This window comes from Asticcacaulis sp. P4_H10 (assembly GCF_056400965.1).
Window position 1 is genome coordinate 304786 of record NZ_JBFUKH010000003.1, and the last position, 21431, is coordinate 326216.

The window sequence follows — 21431 nt, forward strand, 5'->3', positions numbered from 1 at the left end:
CAGCGCTGAGTAGTCCCAGTCTGGGCTTAGCCTAGAGGCTGAGCGTTTCGGCGAGGTTAATGTAACAAACGTTTGCATTTTCCACGCCTGGCGGTACGGCAATGTGCTACCGGGATGGATCGGGTGACGCGGCGGCACAGTTCCGGCGAATGAAATCTTCGTGGCTGGGCATGAGGTCGCAGCACTTGGCGATTACGTCGCGGGTGTCGCCAAGCCAGGCCGACACGGCCTTTCCGTCGATACTGAGCGTCAACGGGTCCGGCGCCCGAGGCCGCAGGCCCTGGCCCCACATGACCGCCAGCCAGCTGTGCAGCCGGAATTGCTCGCCGCGCTCCTCGGGTATCCGTCCCCGGCTTTGGAACAGGTCCATGCGGTGCCTGAGGGTGTCGGGCACCGGCATGGCCGTGCAGTAGCGCCAGAATTCGGAGTCGTCGCGCGTTCCGGCGTTATAATGCAGGATCAGGAAGTCGCGGATATCCTCGTATTCCCGCGTCATGGCCTGGTTGTAGGCATCGATGTCCGGCTGGTCGAAACCTGCGTCGGGGAAGTAGTATTGCAGCCGGGCGATGCCGTTCTGGATCAGCATGATCGACGTCGATTCCAGCGGCTCCAGGAAACCCGCCGCCAGTCCGATGGCGACGCAGTTCTTGTGCCAGAAGGTTTTGCGCCGTCCGGTCGTGAAGCGCAGGAGCTTGGGGTCCATCAGGCGGTCGGCCGGCAGGTTGCCGGCAAAGGCATCGAGCGCGTCGGTTTCGCTCTGGAAGGCACTGGCGAAGACGAGGCCATTGCCGTCGCGGTGCTGCAGGGGGATGCGCCATTGCCAGCCGGCGGTCATGGCCGTGGAGCGGGTATAGGGCGCGGGCGCGCCGGTGCGCACGGTCGGCGCGGCATAGGCCCGGTCGCAGGGCAGCCAGTGGGTCCAGTCCTCGAAGCCGACCTTGAGCGTCTCACCCAGCAGCAGGGCGCGAAATCCCGTACAGTCGATGAACAGGTCGCCGTCGATCCGGCGCGCCTCATTGAGATGAAGGGCGCTGATGCTGCCCGTATCGGACAGTTCCACCGTGTCGATCCGGCCTTCGATGCGTTTGACGCCGCGGGCCTCGGCGTCGCGGCGCAAGGTCAGGGCATAGAGGGCCGCGTCGAAGTGAAAGGCGTATTCGATACCGGCCAGGGGTGAGTTCTGGCCCTCGGGACGCATGAATTTGCCGTGCCGGGACGCCATGGATTGCAGATTGTAGAGGCCGAGATCGTCGGGTCCGTCATTGTCCAGCACGTCGCGCAGCCACAGGGCATGAAAGGGCAGGGAGCCGAACTCGCGGCCATTGGCGCCGAACGCATGGTGATAGGTGTGGCCAAGCTTGCCCCAGTTCACGAACTCGATGCCGAGCTTGAAGGTGCCCTGGGTCGACCGGATGAAGGCATTTTCGTCGATGCCGAGATGATGATTGAAGATCCGCAGATAGGGGGTCGTCGCTTCGCCAACTCCGACCGTGCCGATCTCCTCGCTTTCGACCAGGACGATCTCCTCGATATCGTCGCGCAGGATCTTCGACAGCCAGGCCGCGCACATCCATCCGGCGGTGCCTCCGCCGGCGATGACGACCTTGCGAACAGCTTTGACGGAGGGCGTGGCCATCTTGGTGCTCCGGTGTTGAACGGGTAAAAAAAAGGTGGCCTGACATTTGGACGAATGTCAGGCCACAGTTGCCACGTCTGGCGGATCAGGCAGGGAGTGTCACAGGAGAATGCACGATGTGTCTGGTACGTTGTGACGTGGCGTCAGGCGGGTTCTCAGGGAAAGAAACCCGCCCCGGGTGGGTTAGATCGGAATGATTTAAGTCGACGCATCATTCCGATCCAAGTTTTTGCCTAGAAGCTACCTCTTGCCGTCAGGGTGAAGCTGCGGCCGTCGTAGTCGATCCAGCGCACGACGCGCAGATCGTTCTCGTACTCGTAACGCTTCTCATTGGTGATGTTGTAGGCGTCCAGCGACAGGGTGAACCGGTCGGTGATGTTATAGGAAGCCGACAGGTCGAGCTGCCCGCGCGCCTTCACCGAGCGTGCGCCGCCGGTATAGGTGCCATTGGCGTTCAGCGGGTAGTCCGTGCGGTAGTTGTAGACCGCGCGGATACCATATTTCGGCGTCTCGTAATAGCCGATCAGGTTCGCTGTGTGCTTGGAGATACCTGGGAACGGCGCGATGGCCGGGCTCTTGGAGTCGGTATAGGCGTAGTTGAAATTGCCACCGAAGTTCTTCCAGAAGCCGGGGAGGAAATCCAGGTTCTGCTGAATGTTGAATTCCAACCCTTCGACCGTGGTGTCGCTGTCGAGGTTATAGTTGCCCGAGGCGGAAATCCGCGTCGTGCTGTTCGACGTCGCCAGGCTGGTGGCCGTGCAGTACTGGCCGTCCCACGACAGGGCGCCGAAGCCCCAGGTCGATCCGTCGGCCGGACACAGGATGGCCGGATCCGAGCTGCCGACGATGCGGCCGGTGATGACCTTGCGGAAGTAGGCGAGGGCCAGCAGGCCGCCCGGGCGGTTGTACCATTCCAGCGAGAAGTCGACGGAGTCGGCGAGGTACGGCTGCAGCTTGTTGTTACCGATGCGGACCGAGGCATTGTAGACCGACATGGACGAGGTCGTCTGCGATGAGTTCAGCACGCGCTCACCGATGCGGGTGACCGGCGAGAACTGGCGGTCCTGCGGCCGGACATAGGTCTTGTAATAGGCGCCGCGCAGGATCAGGTCCTCTTTCAGGTCCAGCGCGAAGATCGCCGACGGCAGCCAGTAGTTATACTTGTTCTCGATACGCTGCCACTTGAAGTCCGACAGCGAGCCGGCGATGCCGGTGAACGGACGGTACAGGTCGAGGGAATCGATTGTGTTGTCGGTGGCTTCATAGCGGGTGCCGATATTACCGCGCAGACGGTGGCCCAGGACTTCGGTGTCGTACTTCACCTGGATATAGGCCTGGGTGAGGTCGTTCTGCGTGGTGTAGTTGTTGTCGGCGAACGCGCCGTCCTGATAGAAGACGTTGAAGCCGCGCGTCGTCAGCCCGCCGCCTGACGGCGTATAGACGTCAACCGGCGTGACGGCCGCGATGAAGCGCTCGGCGTCGATGACCTGCCAGTTCTTGCTGATATTCGCATCGCCGTTCATGAAATCATCGACAAAGTCCGGCGTGATAAGCATGTCGCTGGTGATGTTCTGCAACTGGGCGCCATAGGCCATGTTGCGGAAGCCGTGCGACTTGAACTCGTTCTTTTCGAGACGCAGGCCGCCCTTGATCGCCGTGATGGGGCCGAAGTCGAGATTGCGTTCGATATCGACCTGGGCCGAGGTGACCGTCTGGTCGGCGAAGCTTTCGGAGCCGGAGATGTTGAGGTAGTAGAGCCCGTTCGAGCGCAGATAGCCTTCCGGATCGCCATTGGCGCCCTGCCAGGCCCAGCCGTTGTTGAACAAGGCGTTCTGCGGCGTCGGCGTGACATTGTAGGTGAAGCCGTCCAGTTCGCCAAAGCCCGTGGTCAGCGTGCCCGAAATGCCGTTGGTTCCGCCGGTGACCGGGTTGGTCTGGAGGTCCAGTTCGGTTTCGAGCGACGAGTTGGAGCCCTTCGAGCCGGCGACGACGAAGTTGACCTTCCAGTCTTCGTTGTTCCAGTCGAGGTTGGCGACGAAGCCCTGGGCCTGCTGATGCTGCGAATAGAGGCGCGTCGATGACTTGGCCGGGAAGTTGTTGTAGGCGGCCGTTTCGTACAGCCAGCGCCCGTCCGACATCTGCTCAGGCGAGCCTGACGGCGTGATCGTGCCGGCGCCGTCCCAGACCGCGTTGATCAGGAAGTACTGCGTCGTCTTCGGCAGGTTGCGGTCCGTGTAGTAGCCGATGATACCCATCTTCGTATTATCGTTCGGCTTCCATTCGATGCCGGCGGTGGCCGTCACCAGGTCGCCCTTGTTTTCGCGGGTGTACTGGCGGATGGCATCCAGCGCGTAAACGCCGCTGTTGCCCTTTGTACCGGTCGTGCTGGTATTATAGGTCGAGGTGCCCAGGACGTCCGAAAGCGACCGGCAGAACGATGCTGTGGTCGGGCAGGGCGTCGCCGAATAATACTGGCCATAGGCCGAGGCGAAATTGGCCGCGCTCAGGCCTGTCAGGCCGGGCGTCAGGCGGCTGTAGCCGTTGTAGCGCAGGGTGTCGCGGCGGAAGTCTTCCTTCTTGTACGCCACGGTGCCAAAGACGGCCAGGTTGGAGCTGAGGTGCTTGTTGTAGCCCAGCGTCATGGCCGGCGCGACGCTGCCGCCCAGTTCGTTATACTCGTACGACGCCTTGATCGAGCCGCCGTCCAGGCGTGACAGGGCCGGTGCGATCTGCATGTCGACATTGCCACTGAGGCCGCCCGACTGGGCATTGGCCATGGGCGACTTTTCGATGACGAACGCCGAGAAGATGTCCGAATTGAACGCGCCCAGCGGCGAGCCCTGGTCGTTGGCCAGCGACGGCGGCGCGGCGAAGGCAACGCCGTTCAGCGTCGTGCGGGCATAGGAGCCCGGCATGCCGCGCAGGTTGATCGTCGCGTTGCGGCCTTCGGCTTCGCGGTTGATCTGGACGCCGGGGATGCGTTGCAACGCCTCACCGACGTTCAGGTCCGGGAAGCGGCCCAGACCGTCGGACGAAATGCCGTCGGTGATTTCGATGTTCTGCTTCTTCGACCGTACGGCGTCGGCATAGCTCTTCTTGAAGCTTGTCACGACGACAACCGAGTCATCAGCCGCCGGCGCGGCGTCCTGGGCGTAGGCGGCGGTATGCATGCCTGCGACCAGCATCGATCCGCTGAGGAGTGCCAGTTTCCAGCCGCTTGTACGTTTTGCCGTTTTATTCAGCATGTTTTTCATTGATCTAACTGCTTTCCTTCCATTTGCATCCGACCAGCTCGCCCCGTGCCGGTCCGGATATTTCAAATCGAGCCAAGTGCCGAAGGGGGGGGTGGCGACCGAGACTTTGCGTGTGAGCAGTTTGGGGGACAGAGGCGGGGACCAGTCCGGCGACTCTTTGAAAGCTGCTTTCACATATGGAATTGAGCTAAATGGAATGAATATGTCAATATGACCAATATTTGAAATTTAAATTTCATTGAGTGGGCGGCCCAAAACGAGGCCTTTGAAAACCATCCCGATAAACGATTTGAATTTTCATTAATGGCAATTTGTTTTATATAACAAGGACAACTGCCACAGACTTCCCGGGTTTGGAGGGGCCGTTCCGGCGGAAGCGGTTTTCGACATGTTGCGGAAATGCCTCATAAAGCGTCTAAAATTTTTTGTGACTGCATTATCTTGCCCCGTTGACCTGCGCTGTCATCCACCCGCTGTAGCGCTTGCGACCGTGTCGAGTCGGTCCGCGATCCGTCCGGATGGAAGGCCACAGACCCGGCGCCCGGCTTCACGAGTCGCTACACTATATATAAAAATTCATTTTGCATATAAATCCGTAGCGGCTAATAGAAGAGACATGACGTCGTGGAGCCATGCTGAATGGATTTCGTGCAGCACCTGAAAGGCTGTCGAACACAGCGGGTGTTATGACGAAAACGCTTCAGGGGTGAGACATGCTGGGCCGACGCGACCTTTTGAAAACCGTGAGTTTGCTTGGCGTTTTGCCGTTGAGCCTCCCGGCCTCCGTGGCCCGTGCGGCGCCGGCCGAAACACACGACGCGCCTGGACCGGCGCGCAACGACAGGACGTCGGTCCGGGAAGTCCTTTCCCTTAACAAGGGCTGGCGCTTCCTTGAGGGCGACGTGCCGTTCCCCAAGATCCTGGGTCACGGCTGGTCCTATGCCAATGCCAAGGCGGGCTCCGCCTGGGGCGCCGCTGCGCCGACCTATGACGACACCGAATGGAAGGCCGTAAGCCTGCCGCACGATTTCGCCAGCTTTCAGTTGCCCGAACCGAATGAGAACCTGGCGCAGGGCTATCGCAAACGCGGCATTGGCTGGTACCGGAACCTGCTCAGGTTCGAGGAGAGTGACCGCGGCAAGCATATCGAATTGCAGCTGGACGGCATCTCGACCCACGCCACGGTCTGGCTGAACGGCACGCTCGTCAACCGGAACTGGTCGGGCTATAATTCGATCTATATCGACATCACCCCGTTCGTGACCTACGGCGAATCCCTGAATTCACTGGTCATCCGCGCCGACGCCGACACGATGCAGGGATGGTGGTACGAAGGCGCCGGCGTCTATCGCAATACCTGGATCGTCAAGCGCAACCCCGTCCATATCGTCACCGACGGCGTTTTCGCCCACCCGGTCGAAGACGGTGGGCAATGGCGGATTCCCGTGGAAGTCACGCTGTATAATTCCGGCGAGACCCCGCAGGAGATCGAGATCGTTTCGGCCCTCCTGGACGACAGCGGCGCCACGGTCACCGAGGCAAGGATGAGCGCCAGTGTAGCGCCGCTCAAGGATGCCGTCGTCACCGGGCAGATGGCGGTCAGGGCGCCCAAACTGTGGAGTATCGAGACCCCAAGCCTCTACAGCGTCCGCACCCAGGTCATCCGCAACGGCCAGGTCGTGGACGAGGCGACGACGCCCGCCGGCTTCCGCACCCAGTTATTCGACCCCGACACCGGCTTTCACCTCAATGGACGCTCGGTAAAGCTCAAGGGCGTGTGCATCCACCAGGACCACGCCGGCGTAGGCGTGGCGGTGCCGGACGGCGTTCTGGAATATCGCCTCAACCGCCTCAAGGAACTGGGCTGCAACGCCATCCGGTGCTCACACAACGCCCAGGACCGGTCCTTCTACGCGATGTGCGACCGGCTGGGCTTCCTGGTCATGGATGAGAACCGCGTCTTCAATCCGTCTCCGGATCACATGGCGGAGCTGGAATGGCTGGTGCGCCGCGACCGCAACCATCCGTCGATCATCCTGTGGTCGGTGTTCAACGAAGAACCGATGCAGGGGACGGAACAAGGCTACCAGATGGTTCGCCGCATGGCCGCCCGGGTCAAGGCGCTGGACACGACCCGGCCGGTCACCGCCGCCATGAATGACGGGCTGTTCACGCCGGTCAACGTCTCCCAGACGGTGGATGTCGTTGGCTTCAACTACCAGTACCAGGCCTATGACGACTTCCACAAGGCGCATCCGAAGCTGCCGATCACCTCGTCGGAGGACTGCTCGGCGTTCATGACGCGCGGTGAGTACAAGACCATTCCGGAGAAAAACATCATCGCGTCCTACGACGACGACGCCTCGTCGTGGGGCACGACGCACCGTGTCGGATGGAAGGCGATCGCCGAACGGCCGTTCGTGGCCGGAGCCTTTGTCTGGACCGGCTTCGACTACCACGGCGAGCCGACGCCGCACCAGTGGCCGTCCAACTCATCCTTCTTCGGCATCATGGATCTGTGCGGTTTTGCCAAGACCGCCTTCTGGCTTCGCCAGGCGCAGTGGCGCGACGAACCCGTCCTGCAACTCGCGCCGCACTGGACCTGGCCCGGCCGCGAGGGCCAGGACATCCTGATCATGGCGCTTCACAATATGGATGAGGTCGAAGTCTTCCTGAACGGAAAATCGCTCGGGAAGCAGAAGGGCGACATCTACGAGATGAACCGCTGGACCGCCGCCTACGCCCCAGGGAAGCTGAAGGCTGTGGGCTATCGCGGCGGCAAGGTCGTCAAGACCTTCGAGGTCGAAACGACCGGCGCGCCCGTCCGTCTGAAACTGACCCCTTATCGCAGCACGATGCGCGGCGACGGCCTTGACGCCCAGCCCTTCACGGTCGAAGCCGTGGATGCCAAGGGCCGCCATGTGCCGGTGGCCCAGCACCAGATCACCTTCGCCGTCGACGGCGGAGACATCATCGGGCTGGGGAACGGCAATCCCAACGATACCACAAGCGAAAAAGGCAACACTCGCGCCCTGTTCAACGGGCTGGCGCAGGTGATCGTCCAGACGCGCGAGGGGCAGGCCGGAAAGCTGAAACTGACCGCCAGCGCGCCCGGCCTGAAGGCCGCCGTCGTGCAGGTCGACGTAGTTGCAGCCGCACCCTGGCCCTACCAGGCGGTTTCGGAAAGCGTGCAGACCACCGAGAACTGGCGGCGGGCGCCGGATCAGGCGGCAGCCATCGACCCCAATTTACGCCCGAAGGACAACGACATGAACTCCTGGGGCTGGTTCCGGGCGGGCGTGCCGTTCGCGCCTGCGGCCAAGGACGGCTTCGTGCTGTGCGCCGCCGAAGTCGAGGCGTTCGCGAAGGTGCGTAAACACGGCGGTACGCTCGATTGCCTGGGCCTGCTGGGTCCGTGCAGCCTCTATATCGACGGCCGGAAGGTCGCCGAAAAAACCGATGCCGGCAGCGGGCCACTGAGCGCGGCTTTCCCCGCCGGCGACGGCAAACACTGGCTGAGCCTGGTTTTCGAAACCAAGGCCGGACAGGCCTTTGGTTTCACGGATGTGGTTCGCATCCGGCCGTAAGGCTGGCGCGGGCCCTGGATCGAACTTGTAATTTTTGACGCTTGCGGGAGGATCGATTGTCCCTGTTGAAGAGAATTCTGACAATTACGACCATGCTGGCGGCGGCCGCCGCAGCCGGCCATGCCTCCGCCCGCGCCGAAACTCCGGGGCCGGAAGTCGTTGTCCGCGGAACGAAGCGTGCCAAGCCTGTCGATGCGCCGCCGCCGCTTGAACTTTACGCCAGGCCGCCGCATTTCCAGGAAATTGCCTTGTCTCCGGACGGGTCTCAGATTGCATTCACGACACGTGTAGGTGGGGTGGATATTCTGGTCAGTTACGGTTTCTCCAACCGGCAGCACGCCTACCAGAAACTCAGCGGCGGCAATGTGAGCGCGATCAGTTGGGCCGACGATACCCATGTACTGGTCTCGGATTCCCGGGCGGTAACCCGTGGCACTTGTGCGGGTTCGGCGACGCAAGGCAGCCCCCAGCCACTCAACGGTCGCGACATTGCCCCTGTCCCCAGTTCCCCGGCGGGCGCCGACGCGACAAAGGTGTCTGGCGCAGATGCGGCGCAGGTCCAGATGCTGATGATGGCTAACCAGCCGCCCAGGTGCATCTATTTCGGCGTGCGCGGTGAAAATGCGATAACGTCCGTCAACATGCTGACGGGCGAGTCAGCGCCGATAGGCGCGCACATTGGCGACGCGCCAAGTCAGGCGCTGGGACTACCGTCTCGCGTGGTCATCGACGGCAAGGCACAATTGCTCGGCCCGTTCATGGAAATGCGCACGCAATCCGTCGGCAGCCAGCCCGCCCAGCGCGTCTTTCTGTGGACGGTCGATCCGGCCACCGGCCACGCCAAGCTGGTCGATGACGGCGGCGGTGACATTGAACGCGAGGCCATCTACGTCGACGACTGGCTATACAGGCCGGACGGGACGATCGCGGCGCGCACTCTCTACGACTTCCTCGAAGGGCATTACCGCGTAGAGATGAAGGTCAACGGCAAATGGAAGCCGGTTCTCAGCCGCGACATCGTCAGGGCGAAGGACACGTTCGCCCCGGTTCTGGTCGGCCTGGCGGCGGATGGCGCGTCGATCGTGATCCTGGACAGCGATACGCACGGCAATGACGCCAAGGACGCGCCACGCCGGTTCCACTATTACACGCTCGATGCCAAAGGCACGTTGTCCGGGCCGCTTGAGGCCAGCGACGCCGGCTCGGAGCGCCCTGTCTTTGACCCTCGTTCGGGACGTCTGGCGGGCTTTGCCGCGCACCTGGAAACACCGGCCTACGATATCCGCGAGCCGCGCCTGCGCAAGGTCTATGAGCGGGCGCTGGCCGCGTCGGCCGGGCAGTCCATCGAGGTCGTATCGGTCACAGACGATTTGAAGAAGGCCCTGATCCGCGTCGTTGGCGATGAGGAGACCGGTACCTATTACCTGCTCGATTTCGCCAGGGGCAAGAGCGCGCCGGTCGGCGAGGATTTCCCGCAAATACCGACCAGCTGGATCGCCAGACAGGAGGTCTTCTCCTACACGGCGTCCGACGGGACGTCCCTCAAGGGCGTGCTCACCCTGCCGCCCAAGCCGGCCTACAAGAACTTGCCGCTGGTCGTCCTGCCGCAGGACAGCCCGGGCGGCCAGGCCAGTATCGATTTCGACGGCCTGACGCAGGCGCTGGCCTCACGCGGATATCTCGTATTCCAGCCCAATTACCGGAGCGGTGGCGCACACTGGAGCGCCACGCTCCAGTCCGACCTTGGCGATGGCGTCGCGACGCTAGTGCGCCAGGGCATGGTCGATCCGCAACGTGTGTGTGCGGCCGGAACGGCGTTTGGTGGCTATGCTGCCCTGAAGCTGGCCGAGACGGGACGCGTGCGGTGTGCGGCAGCCATCGATGGCATTACGGACGTCAAGGGATACCTGGCCTGGCGCAAGACCTTCGCCCCAATACAGGATGGCGACGCGTTCACCACCCTGTCGCCATCGCCGAAGTGGCCGAGGACGTTCGTCGATAACCCGATGAGCATGCGCAACCTCGAAAAGGCGATCGACGCCAATACGCCGTCCGTCGCGGCATCGGCCATCTCCGCGCCGGTCCTGCTGATCGGTCAGGAAGGACGCGGTCCCGTACCTGCCGGCCAAAGCCGTGGCTTACGTGACGGCCTGAAGTCGGCAGGCAAGCCTGTCGATTACGTCGAGCTGACGCGCGAGGACCATGCGGCGGACGGTGAAGCGGCGCGGCTGAAAATACTCCAGGCCGTCACGGCCTTCCTGGCGGTCAATAATCCGGCGGAGAACTAGGCGGTTCAAGTGGCGGAAATGCCGACCGCCCGGGCTCAGGCAGGGCTATCGCATATGACTTTGACGTGCTGGTTCTATTTCTCCTCTCCCCATGTAAAGGGGAGAGGAAAGGCGCGCAGCGCCAAGGTGAGGGGTAAAGCGTCAGAAGATACGCGCGCTGAAACGACAGTATAACCCCTCATCCGGCCCTAACGGGCCACCTTCTCCCCTCAAGCGGGGAGAAGAGAAGTGAATTCAATATGTTGCAAGCTATATGCGATAACCCTGCGGGCTCAGGGGACAATGTGGACCAGCACCAGCGCGATCACCGCCGGCAGCGCCTGGATGACCAGGATTGACTTCTTGACCGTGAAGCCGCCATAGAGCCCGGCAATGATGACAAAGCCCAGCAGGTACAGCTTTGCGTGAAAGTCGTGGAGCACGACCGACAGGACCAGCCCGGCCGCCAGCAGGCCGTTATAGAGCCCCTGGTTGGCCGCCAGTGTCGCCGACTGCGCCGCGAACTCAGGCGTCAACCCGAACGTCTTGCGGCCGAAGGGCGTGTTCCACAGGAACATCTCAAGCACCAGAAAAGCAAAATGCAGGGCGGCCACGAAAAGGATCGCCAGATCGGCAAGGCTCATATCTCTACCCCTTCAGTTGGCCGCGCCTGGGACACCAGGGCGACATGGAACTGATAATCCAGATTCTCCGGATTGGCAAAAATCGTGCCCCCGGCCGCCATGCGAACCGGCGTGGGAATTCAGCCACCGCGCGCCTGATCCACCCTGGCCAGGTCGCGATCCATGGCCGCGCCGTCGAAAGGTACGACGATCACCTTGCTGCCGTGGCGGTCATTGCCCTTTTCGTCGTCCTTGGGCACATCGATCACGGCAAAGGTCAGGGCGACGACGTGGCCGTTTTCCATGACCACGCCGGGCCGTTCCAGCTTGTTCCAGTGATTGACCGTGCCGTTGGTATAGCGGATGAAGTCGGCGTTCGGCTCATAGGCCAGGCCCTGGACGATCCAGCCGTCGATGCCGTTGCGCGAGATCAGGTGATAGGCGCGGCGCTCATCCCAATGGTTCACCAGGACGTGGTACCAGCCGCCGCTGAACCAGATCACCGGATCCTCGAGCTTGCCGAGCGACCGCTGCGGCAGGCCTTTCAGGTCGCGGTAGATGGCGGGTCCCTGCGGCTCGTAAGGACCGAGAATGCCGCTCTTGCTGATCAGGATCTGGCCCGATCGTTCGACAAGCTGGTACCTGCCGTCCGGCCGCAGGATCATCCCGACATTGGATGCGCGCCACGGTCGGGGTTCGGCGCTGTCCGGCGCCTGGACTTCACCCGGATCAAGCAGTGAGCGCACCTTGCTCTGGTCGACAGTGATACTGCCCAGCAGTTCCCAGGGCCCGTCGATCGACGCCGAGGTGAAGACATCGCCCTTGCCCTGACGCGTCTCGCTCACCACCACGGCATAGCGTCCGTCGGGCATCTGAAGCGCAATGACATTGTGCCCCTTGCCATTCTGGTCGTGCGGCCACAACAGGCCCTTGTCTTCGTAGGGGCCGAACAGGGACGTGCTGACGCCGACGAGGGCCTTGGAATTCCACCACTCCCCGTGGCCGCCGGCCTGGTCCCAGCGGCTGGCGAACATGCGGTATTTGCCGTCCTTGCCTTTCAGGATCGATCCATCCCAATAGTTCCACTGCGTCAGCCCGTGGTCTTCGAGGCCGTTCGCCGGATCGCGAGGGCCGACGGTTTCGGCGCCCCAGATTGTCTTGCTCAGGGGCTGGATGACCGGCGACGGCTTGAAATAGGCGATGAACGGCTTCTTGCCGACGACCGGCACATCCTCGACCAGCTGGGCGGCGGCTGGGCCTGCCAGCGCTATGCCGGCCATTGCGGTTAGGAGCGTTCGGCGATTAAGCCCCGAGGTTCCGGTTGCCGATGCTGTGTCGTCCGTCATGCCGCTCACCCTCTGTGCTGAGTCCCGTCAGACGACTCCTATTTCGGCATTTTCCCGAGCGCAAGTTAATTCCATATATGGCAATAATGGCTCTGGACCTGAAGGGGTGAGCCACGATCTTTATGCCAGTTGCGCCGGCCTATCGCGCGGCAAAATCCAGAACCGAAACGGACCAGGCCGGCAGCGTCACTGTAAAGTCGCGCGACAGGCCGGAAAGTTTTTCCATTCGAGGCGCGATCCTGTCAGGCTTTTCCAGCGAATTGGCCGCGTCGGGATCGTCGGCGCTCAGCACCGTCAGGACGCCGGAGGCGGCTACCGACTTAAGGCCCGACAGCTTCAGTGTCACCGGTTGGCTGGAAGCGCTGCGATTGACCAGCTTGATTTGAAGATGACGGTTTTTCTCGTTGCGTGTCGCAACCCAGTACAGGGACGCAAAGGTCTTGTTGTCGACCGTCCATTGCGGAATATCCGTGCCGGCCGTTTCCAGAACCACGTCGCCCTTCGTTTCGGCGAACATTTTCTGGACGTGGTAGGACGGTGTGGCAAACGCGGTCAGCGCGTCATAGCCGATCAGGTTGGTTGCCCATTGCAGCGAGTTGTCGCGGCTGTGGCCGCCGACTTGGCTGAGGTTGGCCAGCAGGGGCGCATAAGCCGACATCACCACATGATCCGAGTTGCGTTCCAGTCCGGTCAGATAGGCAGCATCGGCGATTGCCGCTTTCATGCTTGGCATGGGCCAGCCATTGTGCGTGGCCCATTCACCGACAAACACCTTGGGGTCGGTACGTGGCCGGTTGTCGTAGTCGTTGATGTGCTCGTACATCTGGGCCTCGCCCCAGGCGTAGGTGTGCTCATCCACCAGGTCCGGCCGTTGCGACGGCGTCGATTCCGCGCCCATGCTCGATATCAGCTGAAGATGCGGATGCTTCGCCTTTATGGCCTTGTAGAAGGTCGAGAAACGCTTGTCATACGAACCGGACTTATCAAAAAAGTCTTCATTGCCGATCTCGACATACCTGAGTGCAAACGGTGCGGGATGTCCGTCTTCGGCGCGTTTGGCGCCCCATTTCGTCGTCACGTCGCCAGTAATATATTCGATCTGGTCAAGCGCTTCTTGGACATAGGGCGCAAGTTCCTCAGGCGACGAGACATGCTCGCCCTGCAACGCATAGCCGGCGAAAACGCCAAGCACCGGTTCGACCTTCAGGTCCTCGCACCACAAGAGAAATTCCATCAGCCCCATGCCGTCGGTCGACCAGTAGTTCCATGGGCTGCGGTGGCCAGGACGCGTTTCGACGGGACCGATCGTCTTTTTCCATTCGAACCGTTGAGGGAAATAGTCCCCCTCCAGATAGTTCCCGCCCGGGAAGCGTAGAAATGTCGGCTTCAGGCCCGCCATCATTTCCATCAGGTCACGCCGGTTACCGTTTGGCCGGTCGTTGAACGTGTCGCCAAAGAGCGAAACCTGTTGCAGCCAGATTTTCGCAGGCCCTGTCGTGGTCAGGGTAAAAACATTGTCCTTCGACGCTGTAACTGGGCCAGTCACCAGCGTTACCTCGAACCGCTTCCATTCACCCGTAATGCCTGTCACGCGTGCGGAGGCGGCAACGGCGCCGGTCTTACCTGCCAGGGCGATGGTGACGGGGCCGCTTGTACCTTCTGCCTTGGCGAAAAAGGAAGCCTTATAGGTCCTGTTCGGCCTGACCGGAATCCCCCAGTAGCCCGGATTGGAAACGCCGGCGGGACTGGCTTCCGAAGCCGTTTTCACATTCAGGAGCAGACTCAGGTTCAAAGCGCTGTTGAGCGGTTGCCCCTTGTCGAGTGCGATCTCCACGTCCCCCAGAGGCGTCCAGTAGACTGGTTCGTCTATGTTATAGGCAAATCCGCCTTCGCCCTTGAAGGAGCGGTTGCGGATAAGCTCGCCATAGAGACCACCTTCGTAGGCGAAATTGATCTCCTCGGTCATGAGTCCATAAAGCGTCGGACTCATGCGGGCCTTCACCTTGTCGGCAGCGATGCTGATCGTCGGGACAGGTTTCGCCTGCTGGCTGACTGCCGTGTGCGGAAGGCACGATAAGGCCAGTGCGAAGCTCGCGAGACTTAAGGACGTTAGCTTCATGTTCGGCTCTTTTAACCTGGATATATTTGACGACAGGGCATTGCCCCGACCAACAGATACGGCTTCGCATTCATGGATATTGGTCAATCCTCCAATTTACAAGTAAAATAATAAATTGCTAATAAAATTAATTCGCCGAGGAGAGGGATAGGCAAAATCGGGGCCTTATCATTCTGAGCGGCACCGATTGCTGTCGCCATGACCGCTAATCCGCGCGCAATGTGCCGGTGATCTGGATCTCGGACACGCCGACCACGCCTTCGCCGGAGGGCCAGAGCTTCAGGCGGACATTCCGGCCTTCCTTCGCTTCGGTTTCAAGATCGCGCGTCTGGCTGGCATCCATGCCCGGAATCTGTTCGGCCAGCTTCTGCCAGTTGCCTTGCCGGTCCTGTATCTCCGCGACGAAGCCGTAAGGGGCGGCCTGCGGGAAGACCACTTTCAGCCGGTGGACCTCCACGAAGCGTTCCATATCGACGGTCACGCTGAGCGTCTTATCGTCGGCCGCCGGCGCCCAGTATGTTGCCGGATCGCCGTCATTGACCAGCCGTGAGCTGTGGTCCGGCGCATTCGAACTCGAGAAGGTTGGGTTGTTCAGCCCGAACACCGTGTCTCCTGGACGTTCCTTGAACGGTTTGACGTAGGGCGTGTAAGGCCGGTCGGCGGCGAGTTGCGTCTTGCCGGGTTTGAAGGCGGGACCTGTGAGCGTGCGGACCTCGGTGACGGCGTCCTTGAGGCCGGGCGACGTGGCGCGCAGACGGGTAACGCCTGATTGCCAACTGCGCATGGCGATGGCCGCTTCGCCGTCGCGGATGACGATATCGGTGTCGGGTGAGAATTCGATCGCGCGTCCGGTCGGCAACTCGCCAGGGCCGGATTCGATGGCCAGCCGGACCGGCGGGCTGTTGGTGACGCGCCGTCCTTGTGCATCAACGACGCTGATAATGACCTGGACGTCGTCCGTGCCGTCGGCGCGGCGGATCACCGGCGCACTGGTGGTCATCCGCAGGGCTGCGGGCGTGCCCTCGACTGCCCAGGCGGGGGGAGGGACGTGCGCATAGGCGTTGCGGTACCAGTAGTACTGCCGCTTGGGCAGGCGGAAATAGTCAATCATTCCCATGCCGCCGAACCGTTTGCCGGCGATCGAGCCGTGGTCGAACCCGGCCCAGATGACCTCGCCGGAGCGCCACGGCAGCCGCCACGAGCCTTCCTTCGTTTTGTCCGCGCCCTTGGTGTTGGGCAGGTCATCCCAGCCCGGCGCATAGGCGCCCGGCCGGTCTGCCATCGTCACCCCGTATTCGGCGACGAAGTTCGGAATGCCGGGATCGGGGAAAAGGCTGGCGCCGTCGCCATTATAGCCGGCGATGTCGCCAAGCTTATCGATCTCACCGCGTTGCGCGCCGTTGATCGAGGCCGGCCGCGAGGGGTCCAGTTCGTGCGACAGGGCGACCAGTTCCTTCAGCAGCCGGCGCACTTCGGGCAGGCTCTCCTTGGTGGTGAAAAACGGTTCGTTGTCCATGCCCCAGGCGACGATGGACGGGCTGTTGCGGTTGATGCGGATCATCTCGGCCAGCTGCTGCTTGACGCTGGCGTCGAAGGCGGCGAAATGCGCAGGATCGGACGGATAGGCCGGCGCGCCCCACGGGTTTCTGAACCCGGCCGTGCCCCAGAACGGCGCTTCCGACAAAAAGAGCATGCCCATCCGGTCGGTCGTTTCGGCGAAGTGCGGGTCGTGCGGATAGTGCGAGCCCCGGATGAAGTCAAAGCCGGCGTCCTTGATCATGCGGATGTCGCGTTCGATCGCGCCATTGGTGACGGCGTCGCCCCATCCGGCCTGGTCCTGGTGGACATTGGCGCCGCGGAAATAGTGGTGTTTGCCGTTCAGGAAAAAGCCCTGATTGGCCGTCCATTCGAACCAGCGGAAGCCGAATTCGGTGTCGAACTGGTCGCGCAGCTTGCCGTCGACCAGCAGGCGGGTCACCGCGCGGTAAAGCGCCGGGCTGGCAGGCGACCACAGGGCCGGCTTGGCGATCGGCGCCGATAGCTGGCGGGCGATCTTCATCTCGCCGGGGGCCAGTTGCAGCGTGTCCCTGGGGAGCACGGCGACGGTCGCGCCCTTGGCGTCAACGATGCGCGTTTCCACCGTCACATTGGCGGGTTGCGCGCCGGTATTGCTGACCTCCGTCTCGACATTGACCTTGCCCGAGGTTGCCGACAGGTCGGGCGTCGTTACCCGCGTGCCCGTCCACGGAACGTGCACGGCGCTGGTCTTAACCAGCCAGACGTCGCGGTAGAGACCACCGCTGAAAACGTGCTCACCGGCGCGAGGGGCGAGGGTCGGCTCCCAGTCATTGTTGACCTTGACGGCGATGACATTGCGGCCCGGCTTGACGGCTGACGTTATATCGACGGGAAAGCCCGTGTAACCGCCACGATGATGGGCCAGCTCCACGCCGTTGACGTAGACGCGGGCGTCCTGGAACGCACCTTCGAATTCAAGCGAGAGCCGTTGATCCGAGGGCTTTTCGGGCAGCACCAGGGTTTTCCGGTACCAGCCATCGCCGGTGTAGAAATCCGCCGCGCGGAAATAGGGCATGCTGAAGCTGTGCGGCAGGCCGACCGATTCCCAGCCGCCGTCATCGAAGGCGGGATTTTCGGCATTGTCGCTGCTGCCCAGGTGGAACCGCCAGTCGGCGTTGAAATTGGTGCGTGTCCGGCCGGGGGCTTCGGCCACCCGCCCAGCGCCTGCCTTGGCCGGGGGTGTCGCGGCGCTTGCGTCAAGCGCCAGCAGCGCCAGGGCAACAGCAGCTATTACGGTCCGGTTATGGCTTTGCACCGCATCCTCCATGGCTTGTTTTTTTTGAGAAGGACGGTGGCAATTCACCTGCGTCACCGCAAGCGCGACCCGGTCGCCCTTCAAGTTAGTACCGTGAATAAAATCATATTCCACATATGGCAATAAATATCGTGGCGGTTGGGAGACGGGTGCGGTCGTCCCTCTTGCCGCGACTTGGCCGCGACTTGACAGACGCGTCACGCTACGCCTAGATATATCCATATATAAATTGATATTTATATATAAAAATACCCGCAATCAATATCAAAATGCGGGACAGGGCTGAACAAGGGCGAACATGCCCGCTTCGAGAACGTCATGACAATTTCCCGTCGCTCAATAATCACTGGCTCGCTTGCGTTGAGCGTCTTGCCCTGGCTTGCGGACTATGCCTGGGCGGCTAAAGGCGAAGCCGCCGGCGGATCCCGTCCAACCACGCGCCTGCGGTTCAACGCGCCGGCAAAGGCGTGGCTTGAGGCGCTGCCGGTCGGAAACGGCCGTCTTGGCGCCATGGTTTTCGGCGGTGTGAAATCCGAACGCCTGCAACTCAACCATATTGAGCTGTGGTCCGGCCGCCCGGTCGACGACGATCCGAAGGCGGCGCTGGCGGCGCTTCCCGAGGTCCGGAGGCTTTTGTTCGAAGGGCGCTACGCTGAGGCCAATCAGCTGGCCCAGGACAAGATGATCGTCCCCATGCAGTCCGCGGATTTCGGGTCCTACCAGATGCTGGGCGATCTGCTTTTCGACTTCGATGGCCATGAGGCCGTCGACGACTATAGCCGGCAACTGGACATGGCGACGGGCCGTGTCGAGGTCGGCTATCGCATCAATGGCGACAGCTTCAAGCGGACGGTTATTGCGTCTCACGCCGACAACCTTGTCTATATCAGCCTTGAGACGACGGCCATGAGCGGTCTCAGCTTCCGCGTAAGGCTGGAACGGACGCGGGACGCCGCCGTATCGTCAAAGCCGGGCCGGGTCCACATGAGCGGCAAGCCCATGCCTTACGGGACCGCGTTCGCCGCCGACCTGACCTGCCGCGCGGATGGCGGCCATGTGACGGTCCTGGACGACGGATACCGGGTGGAAGGCGCGAAAAGCGTTGTGCTTTGCCTTGCCGCCGCGACTGACCTGTTCAGGGCTGATCCTAGCGAGCAATCGGCATCTGCAATCACAGCCGTCGCGCGCACACCCTGGAAAACCCTGCTGGCTAGGCAGGAACGGGCGCACCGCCGCTTTTTCGACCGGATGGACTTCGCGCTCGACCCTGCCGCCGCAGACATGGCCGCCGATGCGCGGCTGGATCGCCTGAGGGCCGGCCAGGCCGACAACGCCATCACCGAAGCCTACTTCCATCTTGGCCGCTATCTGATGATCTCGGGTTCGCGCCCAGGATCCTTGCCCGCAAACCTGCAGGGCCTGTGGTGCGATGGCTTCGAGCCGCCGTGGAGTTCGGACTACCACATCAATATCAACATCCAGATGATGTACTGGCCGGCCGAGGTCTGCGGCATGGGCGAACTGCACGAGCCGCTTCTGGCCTATGCAGAGCGGCTTGCGCCCTTCGGTGTCCGCAACGCCCGCACGGTCTATGGCGCCAAGGGGATGTGCGGGCACTATACCAGCAATCCGTGGGGCCACGTCGCCCAAGACGGACAGACGCAATGGGGGCTGTGGCCCGAGGGCATGGCCTGGCTTGGCCTGCATTTCTGGGAGCACTACGAATATAGCCAGGACCGCGTTTTTCTGAAGGAACGCGCCTGGCCGTACCTGAAGGCCTGCGCCGAGTTCACGCTCGATTACCTTGTCGAGCACCCAAAGACCGGCCGTCTTGTGTCCGGGCCGGCCACGTCGCCTGAGAACGCCTACCGCATCGCCGATGGCGGTGCCGGCTATGTCACGATGGGCTGCACCATGTCGCAGACCATTGCCCACATGGTGCTCACCCATTGCGCCGAGGCAGCAACCTTGCTTGGCATTGCGCCCGAGCTTGGCCAGGCATGCCGGAGCGCCCTGGACAGACTGGACACGATCAGGATCGGCGCCGACGGCCGCATTCTGGAATGGTCCGAACCGTTTGAAGAGGTCGAGCCGGGGCATCGGCACATATCGCACCTGTTCGCCCTGCATCCGTACAACCTGATCGATCCGCTGACCACGCCGGAATACGCCGCTGCCGCCGCGAAGACCTTGCAGGAGCGCCTGCGTCACGGTGGCGGCCAGACCGGCTGGAGCGCGGCCTGGCTGACTATGTTCCGGGCGCGTCTCGGCCACGGCGATGACGCGCTGGCCATGCTCGAAAAGCTCTTCCGGGAATCGACGGCGCCCAACTATTTCGACACGCATCCGATGGGATCGGGCGCGATCTTCCAGATGGACGGAAACATGGGCGCAACGGCCGCCATGGTCGAAATGCTCATGCAGTCGCATAACGGACAGATCCGGCTTCTGCCGGCGCTGCCCGCCGCGTGGGGCAGGGGCCGCATTACAGGCATGCGCGCCAGGGGCGGCCTGATCATAGATATGGACTGGGTGGACCACAGGATCACCCGGCTGGTCCTCAGGCCCGCCAAAGACATGTCGGTGCGTATCGTGCCGCCAAAGGGGCAGGCTCTGTCCATCCGCTCCGGAAAGGCGGTCCAGGACTGCGTCAACGCGGTGACCCTGAAATCGGGCGCTGTCTACACGCTGTGATGTTTGAGCCGCGGTGCGTTAGATCGGAATGATTTGAGACGGACTCATTCCGATTTAAGTTCTGTTTTATCGCGATATTCAAAGCAAAGACCGCCGTCACCTTTCGCCATATCGCTTATTTCAGCGGGGAATAGTCCGTAGGCGTCATCTCGACGGAGACAATCCCGCCGTCAGAGGCCAGGATCTGGCCGTCCTTCTGGCTGTCGGCGGCGACCTGTTTCCAATCCTCGTCAGCGACGAAGGCCGCCCAGGCAGGGTTGCGCGCTGCCTTGTCGGGAAAGGCCAGCAGGTAGACCAGCTTGTTCTCCATGCCCGGCTGGCCGGCTGTGGGGCGCCAGTAAAGCAGGTTGGTCATGCCGTGCTTCGCGAACAGTTTCAGTGTGTGGTCGCGGAAGCGGGTGTGAAGGTTTTCCAGCTTGCCGGGATTGGTGGTGTAGGTCCGGAGCTCGAAATAGCGCGGCGACGTTGCGGACGTCAGGTCAAGGGCCGGTGAGTAGTCGGTCGGCACCAGGAACTGGCTCTCGACCTTGGCGACGATCGGGCCCTTGGCCTCGCTGGCGCGGGAGACCTTGGCCCATTCCGGATCGGCAGCGAAGGCTTTCCATGCGGCGTCGCGGGCCGCGCGGTCCGTATAGCCCATGAGGTAGACGATCCGGTGATCATCGGCCTTGTCCGGATGGAAGAAGGCGATCGGTTTCATGCCGTGCTTGCGGAACAGGCCAATCGTGTGGTCGCGGAAGCGGGCGTCGAGGTCCGGCATCTTGCCTTCGGCCGCCGTGTAGATGCGCAGCTCGTAAAGGCCGACCTGCGGCGGCGGAGCGGTTTCGCCGATGGCTGCGCAGGCGGCGAAAAAGGCGGTTACGGCAACGGCGATAATCGCGGCGGCGCGGCGGAAGAGCGCGCCGGGACGTGTCTGGGCAAGGATTGTCATGGTTCCCACCTGTGATTCAGCCTGTGTTGGCCGGGACGATATGTGGAAATCTCCGTGTCGCCTATGACAAAATGCGTCAGCAGCGCCGGATCGACATGTATGCGCCTCAGCCGCTCGTCGCGCCGGAACGGGCCGCGGGGG

Annotated in this window: 10 protein-coding genes; 3 read left to right on the forward strand and 7 right to left on the reverse strand. The window is 62.1% G+C overall.

Annotated elements, in window-relative coordinates; translation table 11 throughout:
* Positions 1 to 106 precede the first annotated feature (106 nt).
* Together AC1DON_RS07725 and AC1DON_RS07730 are read right to left on the reverse strand one after the other, a co-directional pair.
* Positions 107 to 1636, reverse strand: a complete 1530-nt coding sequence (locus AC1DON_RS07725) for a tryptophan halogenase family protein (RefSeq protein ID WP_476934199.1) — start codon at positions 1634 to 1636, stop codon at positions 107 to 109.
* A 233-nt stretch (positions 1637 to 1869) separates the two neighbouring features.
* Positions 1870 to 4881, reverse strand: a complete 3012-nt coding sequence (locus AC1DON_RS07730) for a TonB-dependent receptor (RefSeq protein WP_476934200.1) — start codon at positions 4879 to 4881, stop codon at positions 1870 to 1872.
* A 722-nt stretch (positions 4882 to 5603) separates the two neighbouring features.
* Between AC1DON_RS07730 and galA the strand changes: the two genes are divergently transcribed.
* Together galA and AC1DON_RS07740 are read left to right on the forward strand one after the other, a co-directional pair.
* Positions 5604 to 8477 carry a beta-galactosidase GalA gene (gene galA / locus AC1DON_RS07735; RefSeq protein ID WP_476934201.1) on the forward strand — a complete coding sequence of 958 codons (2874 nt, stop codon included), beginning with the start codon at positions 5604 to 5606 and terminating at the stop codon, positions 8475 to 8477.
* Between the two features lie 56 nt (positions 8478 to 8533).
* The gene (locus tag AC1DON_RS07740; protein ID WP_476934202.1) at positions 8534 to 10765 is read left to right on the forward strand and encodes an alpha/beta hydrolase family protein; all 2232 of its coding nucleotides are present in this window, start codon (positions 8534 to 8536) and stop codon (positions 10763 to 10765) included.
* A gap of 272 nt (positions 10766 to 11037) precedes the next feature.
* On the opposite strand, the gene AC1DON_RS07745 is transcribed toward AC1DON_RS07740, so the two are convergent.
* The 4 genes from AC1DON_RS07745 to AC1DON_RS07760 all read right to left on the reverse strand — a co-directional run bounded on the left by AC1DON_RS07745 (position 11038) and on the right by AC1DON_RS07760 (position 17665).
* On the reverse strand, positions 11038 to 11388 hold the full coding sequence (locus tag AC1DON_RS07745) for a DUF1304 domain-containing protein (protein ID WP_476934203.1): 351 nt from the start codon (positions 11386 to 11388) through the stop codon (positions 11038 to 11040).
* Positions 11389 to 11507: 119 nt separating this feature from the next.
* Positions 11508 to 12713, reverse strand: a complete 1206-nt coding sequence (locus tag AC1DON_RS07750; protein WP_476934204.1) for a glycoside hydrolase family protein — start codon at positions 12711 to 12713, stop codon at positions 11508 to 11510.
* Between the two features lie 139 nt (positions 12714 to 12852).
* Positions 12853 to 14832, reverse strand: a complete 1980-nt coding sequence (locus AC1DON_RS07755) for an alpha-L-arabinofuranosidase C-terminal domain-containing protein (RefSeq protein ID WP_476934205.1) — start codon at positions 14830 to 14832, stop codon at positions 12853 to 12855.
* A 205-nt stretch (positions 14833 to 15037) separates the two neighbouring features.
* Positions 15038 to 17665: a glycoside hydrolase family 2 protein gene (locus AC1DON_RS07760; RefSeq protein ID WP_476934206.1), complete on the reverse strand. Its 2628-nt coding sequence runs from the start codon at positions 17663 to 17665 to the stop codon at positions 15038 to 15040.
* Positions 17666 to 17983: 318 nt separating this feature from the next.
* Here AC1DON_RS07760 and AC1DON_RS07765 point away from each other — a divergent pair, with 318 nt between their 5' ends.
* Positions 17984 to 20359 (forward strand): glycoside hydrolase family 95 protein, encoded by a 2376-nt coding sequence (locus AC1DON_RS07765; protein WP_476934207.1) that lies wholly within the window; start codon positions 17984 to 17986, stop codon positions 20357 to 20359.
* A gap of 115 nt (positions 20360 to 20474) precedes the next feature.
* Here AC1DON_RS07765 and AC1DON_RS07770 read toward each other — a convergent pair whose 3' ends face one another.
* Positions 20475 to 21290 carry an NIPSNAP family protein gene (locus AC1DON_RS07770; RefSeq protein ID WP_476934208.1) on the reverse strand — a complete coding sequence of 272 codons (816 nt, stop codon included), beginning with the start codon at positions 21288 to 21290 and terminating at the stop codon, positions 20475 to 20477.
* Positions 21291 to 21431 lie beyond the last annotated feature (141 nt).